General features: G+C 37.6%; 3 protein-coding genes and 2 pseudogenes. All 5 read left to right on the forward strand.

Annotated features, from left to right (window positions below; all coding sequences use genetic code 11):
- Positions 1–275: 275 nt before the first annotated feature.
- A pseudogene (locus ACMZ6U_RS08900) lies at positions 276–1,238 on the forward strand (ABC transporter substrate-binding protein); the annotation flags it as partial.
- A 305-nt stretch (positions 1,239–1,543) separates the two neighbouring features.
- Positions 1,544–2,495, forward strand: a pseudogene (locus ACMZ6U_RS08905) (ABC transporter substrate-binding protein).
- Positions 2,496–2,958: 463 nt separating this feature from the next.
- Positions 2,959–3,921, forward strand: coding sequence for an ABC transporter substrate binding protein (locus tag ACMZ6U_RS08910; protein WP_416108041.1), 963 nt, complete (start codon positions 2,959–2,961; stop codon positions 3,919–3,921).
- Between the two features lie 23 nt (positions 3,922–3,944).
- Positions 3,945–4,841, forward strand: coding sequence for an ABC transporter permease (locus ACMZ6U_RS08915; RefSeq protein WP_416108043.1), 897 nt, complete (start codon positions 3,945–3,947; stop codon positions 4,839–4,841).
- 1 nt (position 4,842) lies between these two features.
- A complete protein-coding gene (locus ACMZ6U_RS08920; RefSeq protein WP_416108045.1) occupies positions 4,843–5,646 on the forward strand; it encodes an ABC transporter ATP-binding protein in 804 nt (267 codons plus the stop codon).
- The last annotated feature ends 237 nt before the right edge of the window (positions 5,647–5,883 follow it).

Genomic DNA, 5,883 nt, shown 5'->3' on the forward strand with positions numbered 1-5,883 from the left:
TTATGGTGATACTTTTGTAAATGTTTAGGATAGTCATCCTATAGTCGAATGAATGAACTTTCAAACAAGGAGCTTGAACAGTACTCGAGTACGACAAGTCGAAGGTGGTTATGTAGAAAAGTTAATTCAAAAGACTATATTTCTTATATTTTTTTGAAAATCACAACTGTATGTTGTTCAATTGGTTGACTGTAGCTAAGCTTTTCTTAGCCTATCTCATCTGATTCTGATTTTCGTTAACTATTGACGGAAAAAATTATTTGGAGGATTTGAAAATGAAAAAATCATGGAAAACAATTGTTACTCTTGGGGCAGCTTCCTTATTATTAGCAGCATGTTCTCAGTCTGGAGATAAGACTAGTTCAAAGGAAGTACCGCAAATTGGTATTCTGCAGTATGTGGAGCATGAATCTCTCACAGCGGCACGCAAGGGCTTTGAAAAAGGATTAGCAGAAGAAGGTTATAAGGATGGTGAAGATATTAAAATAGCTTATGAAAATGCTCAAGGAGATCAAACTAATCTTCAATCTATCTCTGAAAAATTAGTATCAGATAATGATTTGGTGTTAGGGATTGCTACACCAGCTGCTCAGTCTTTAGTGACAGCATCGTCAGATACGCCCATTTTATTTACTGCTGTAACAGATCCAGTTTCTGCTAAATTGGTAAAAACGATGAAAACACCAGATGGCGTAGCAACTGGTACAAGTGATATGTCTCCTGTTGATGAACAGATTAAATTAATTCAGGAAGTTCTACCAAATGCTAAAAAAGTGGGTATCATGTATACCACGAGTGAGCGTAATTCAGAAGTTCAAGTTGAAGAAGCTGAGAAACTCTTTAAGGAAGCTGATATCAAAGTTGTTAAGAAGGGGATTTCATCAACTAATGATGTGCAGGACACAGCCAAAAGTCTCATGAAGGATGTAGATCTGATTTTTGTACCAACTGACAATATCATTGCTAGTGCTATCCCTATTCTTAGAGATTTGTCAAAAGAGAGTAAAGTTCCTGTAGTGGGTGGTTCTGCAGATATGGTTGGAGAAGGATTACTTTTCTCATATGGACCAGACTACGAGAAACTTGGGGAACAAACCGCTAAACTGGCTGTCAAAGTTTTAGAGGGAGAAGACGTCTCTAAGCTGTCTGCTCAATACCCAGAAGCTTTGAATGTAGCAGTTAATGACGATATGGCTAAGGCATTAGATATTGACGTTTCAGGTATCAAAAAAGATAAATAAGTTTAAATTCTATCCGAGATAGTAAATAAAAAGTAGGAAAGGAATACTGGCATGAAAACATTTAACACACTATTCACATCATTCTTTTTTGACCGTATTTATAGTGATTAAATGTTTGTATCCGTAGGTACAAGCAGTTGATTGTATCTATAGAAGTAGACTAATAATAGATTCTTTTTTGAGATCCCATTCTTTAAAAATCTAGGGCATTATCAACACTTTTATCAGATATCTTTCAATTGTCAAAACTATAGGTTTTAATGAATTAATTAAGATAATTTAGATAACGGAGGGATACGATGATGAAGTGTAGGTTAGGTTTATTAGGACTGTTAGCTGGTGCTAGTCTATTGATAGGAGCTTGTTCATCTAGGAGTGAGCAAGCCAATGTTAAGCATATAGGGATTTTGCAGTAGATGAGCATGAATCTCTAACGGAAACTCGAAAGGGTATTATGGAAGAGCTTGAAAAGCAAGGTTATAAAGATGGTAAGGATATTATTCTTGATTATCAGAACGCTCAAGGGGATCAAGCTTCTTTACAAAGTATTTCTGAAAACTTAGTTAAGGATAATGATCTAGTGATTGGCCTCACGACACAATCCTCTCAGGCACTTCAGGCAGCTAATACTGATAAACCAATCATTTTCTCAGCTGTGACAGATCCAGTTTCAGCTAAATTGGTCAAATCTATGAAGAATCCTGCTGGTTTAGTAACAGATGTCGGCAATCGTAAACCTCTGAAGCCCTTGTTTACAGTATTGAAAACAATTTTACCTAAAGCGAAAACAGTCGGAATGATGTATACAACTAGTGAAAGAAATGCTGAAGTGCAAGTTGAGAATGCCAAAGCCTTACTAAAAAAGCCGGCTATAAAATGATCGTCAAAGGTACTACATCAACCAATGGTGTTCAAGATGCTGCCAAGCAGTTAATGAAGGAGACGGACGTTTTGTATGTGCCAACAGATAATATTGTGGCGAGTACCATGACTTTATTAGGGGATTTATCAAGGGTAAGTGGTATACCCGTTTTTGGTGGATCAGCTGATATGGTAGAAGAGGGAAGTTTGATGACTTATGGTCCTAATTATCGTGCATTGGGACGTCAAACTGCTCAAATGACTATCAAAGTTTTGGAAGGTCGAAAAGTAAATGACATACCAGCCGAATACCCTAAAGATACCGAGTTGGTTGTGAATGAAGAAATGGCAAAGGACTTAAAAATTAATACCAAAGACCTCAATAAGAAGTGAGAGTTAGCCGAATCGCTAGAAGGGGATAGAGGATCTGTGTAGTGAGAAAATAAGATATGTTTGAATTATTCAGAAAAATATATTGACAAATGATTTCTTTTAAGATAAACTTAGAATCATCATAACACAAGGAGAAAGAAATATGTTAAAACAAACGTCTGCCATGATGGCTCAAGCAAACTCATATTATTACTTTGGTTTCTTTAGATAGACGTTTGTAACCTTGTAGGTACAAACGTTCCCAGTTTGTATCTATGAGGCTAAAGCATTTTTCAACTGTCAATAGCCGATTAGATGATATGAGTCTAAGCGGCTATTTTTAGGATTTATGCATGCACCTAGAAAACCGGTTAGGCGAATAGTCTAATCGGTTTTTGTTTTATGGATGTTACTGTCAATGATGAGATGAGTGAGTTGTTCGGAATTGATCTCACTTCTATTACAAAAAAGTAAGGAGAATAACATGAAGAAATTATTTGGTGCTATTTTAGGACTTTTAGCCGTTAGTATATTTTTGGTAGCCTGTTCACAGACATCTGATAAAGGTGATAAGGATGCTAAACACATTGGTATCTTACAATACGTTGAATTTGAAACCTTAGATGTGGCGCGTGAGGGATTTGTCGATGAGTTGGCTAAGGAAGGTTATGAGGATGGCAAGAACATTGTCATCGACTACCAAAATTCTCAAGGAGATCAAGCCAATCTTCAAAGTATTTCTGAAAAGTTGGTTAAGGATAATGACCTAGTGCTTGGCATCGCAACACCTGCAGCTCAGGCATTGGCAACAGCTTCGTCAGAAGTACCAGTCACTTTTACAGCTGTGACAGATCCTCTGTCTGCTAAGTTGGTCAAAAGTATGAAAAAGCCAGGCGGTAATGTAACAGGGACTACCGATATGGCACCAACCAAGGAGCGTATTGCTCTCTTGAAAAAAGTTATGCCAAACTTGAAGAAAGTTGGGATTATGTATACGACCAATGAGCGTAACTCAGAAGTTCAGGTCAAAGAAGCCCAAAAGGTTTTCGAAAAAGAGGGCATTGAAGTCGTGACAAAGGGAATTGCCTCAACAAATGATGTACAGGATACTGCACGTTCACTGATGAACCAAACAGAAGTGCTTTACATGCCAACGGATAATCTCATTGATAGTTCTATTACTCTTGTCACTGAGTTATCCAAGGAAATGAAGATTCCAGTTTACGCAGCTAATGCAGACTTGGTTGAAAAAGGTGTACTCTTCTCATACGGTCCAGACTTTGAAGAGCTGGGTCGTCAAACAGCTCGTCAAGCAGTTAAGATTCTAGAAGGTAAAAAGGTCTCAGATATTTCAGTTGAAACACCTGAAAACCTTACGGTAAAGGTTAATGATGAGATGGCGAAACTGTTAAACATTGATATGTCAGCAGTTGAAGATAAAAAATAAAGGTTAGAAAAAAGGAAAATAAGATGTTGGATATTGTATTATCAAGTATTTCACAAGGGCTGCTTTGGTCCATTATGGCTATTGGAGTATTCATTACCTTTCGTATTTTAGATATTGCGGATTTATCAGCTGAAGGGGCTTTTCCTATGGGTGCGGCAGTAGCTTCTGTTAGTATCCTCAATGGTTGGCACCCTGTTTTAGCAACACTAGCAGGTTTGGCTGGAGGAATGCTGGTTGGACTTGTAGCTGGTTTTCTCCATACTAAAATGAAGATTCCACCATTGTTGACAGGGATTATCACCTTAACAGGATTATACTCAACCAATCTTTTGGTAATGGGGCGTTCAAATGTGTCTCTTTCTATGCAAAATACCTTGGTAAGCATGTTTCAAGATTTGGGACTTGATAAAACTTACGCTGTCATTCTTATTGGTGTCATCTTCATTGCCTTGGTTATTTTGTCTCTCATGCTGTTCTTAAATACTCAGCTTGGTCTTTCCCTTCGTGCGACTGGCGATAACATCCATATGGGGCAGGCTAATGGTATCAATGTTAATCAAATGAAGGTGTTAGGCTACATGATTGGGAATGGTTTGATTGCCCTTTCTGGTGCACTGTTAGCACAAAATAATGGCTACGCTGATCTTAATATGGGGGTGGGAACCATTATCATTGGTTTGGCTTCTGTGATCTTAGCTGAGGTGATTATCAAACATTTGCCACTTGGAAAACGCCTTATCTCTATTGTTTTAGGTTCTGTCATTTACCGCTTGATTATTGTGGTCATACTAACAGCTAATGTGGATGCTCAAATGATTAAACTGGTATCAGCAGTTCTCCTTGCTATCATTTTGTACATTCCTGAAATTCGCTCAAAACTTGGTGTTAAATCATCTAAATCCCTAACGGAGGAAAACTAACATGTCTTTACTTAGCTTACAAAACGTGCATAAAATTTTTGAAAAAGGAACGATCAATGAAAACCATGTCCTTCGTGGCTTAGATTTGGATGTCGAAGAGGGGGATTTTATCTCTATTATCGGTGGTAATGGTGCTGGTAAATCAACTCTACTTAATACGATTGCTGGTGTTATCCAGATGGATGAGGGAGAGATTTCCCTTAAAGGAAAATCTATCAAGAAGGATTCGGTTGCCACTCGCTCAAAACATATTAGTCGTGTGTTTCAAGACCCCCGAATGGGAACAGCAACTAATTTAACCATTGAAGAGAATATGGCGATTGCCTATCTTCGTGGAAAAAAACGTAGTATTTTCAAAAAAGCAGTGACTGATAAGGAACGTGAACTTTTTAAAGAAGCATTAAAAGAATTAGGCCTTGGTTTAGAAAATCGTATGAAAACAGATGCTGGCTTCTTATCTGGTGGGCAACGTCAAGCTTTAACGCTTTCTATGGCAACGCTTGTTAGACCGGATATTCTCCTCTTAGATGAGCATATCGCTGCTCTTGATCCCAAAACAAGTGATATGGTAATGGCTTTAACTAAAAAAGTAGTAGAAGAACATGCTTTGACAACGCTCATGATTACCCACAATATGGAACACGCTATTGAGTACGGTAATCGTCTCGTGATGTTATATCAAGGGAAAATTGTCGTTGATGTCAAAGGAGATGAAAAGAAAAATCTTAACGTTTCGCAACTCATGGATCTCTTCCATAAAAACTCTGGTCAAATGCTTAATGACGATGCCCTTGTCTTAGGATAGTAATACTCATTGAAAATCAAAATCTGAAGTTGTCGAGTTTACCTTGGTGAACTTCAGTACTATCTACGGCTTTTTTCTTAGTGAGATTTTGATTTTCTTCGAGTATAAAAGAACCAGCTTAGTTGGCACTGCAAACATAAAATGAGACATAAGAAAAACACTCCTGTTGAAAACTAGTAAACTAGAAACAGGAGTGTTTTGTTATGATCAAAAAAGCGTATTCGGTAGAAACTAATA

The organism is Streptococcus pluranimalium, from assembly GCF_047785745.1.
GTDB classification, from domain to species: domain Bacteria; phylum Bacillota; class Bacilli; order Lactobacillales; family Streptococcaceae; genus Streptococcus; species Streptococcus pluranimalium_B.

What these genes read in the sequence shown, in the direction of transcription:
- ACMZ6U_RS08915 (WP_416108043.1), top strand. Translation starts at nt 3,945, where the DNA reads ATGTTGGATATTGTATTATCAAGTATTTCACAAGGGCTGCTTTGGTCC.
- ACMZ6U_RS08910 (WP_416108041.1), top strand. Translation starts at nt 2,959, where the DNA reads ATGAAGAAATTATTTGGTGCTATTTTAGGACTTTTAGCCGTTAGTATA.
- ACMZ6U_RS08920 (WP_416108045.1), top strand. Translation starts at nt 4,843, where the DNA reads ATGTCTTTACTTAGCTTACAAAACGTGCATAAAATTTTTGAAAAAGGA.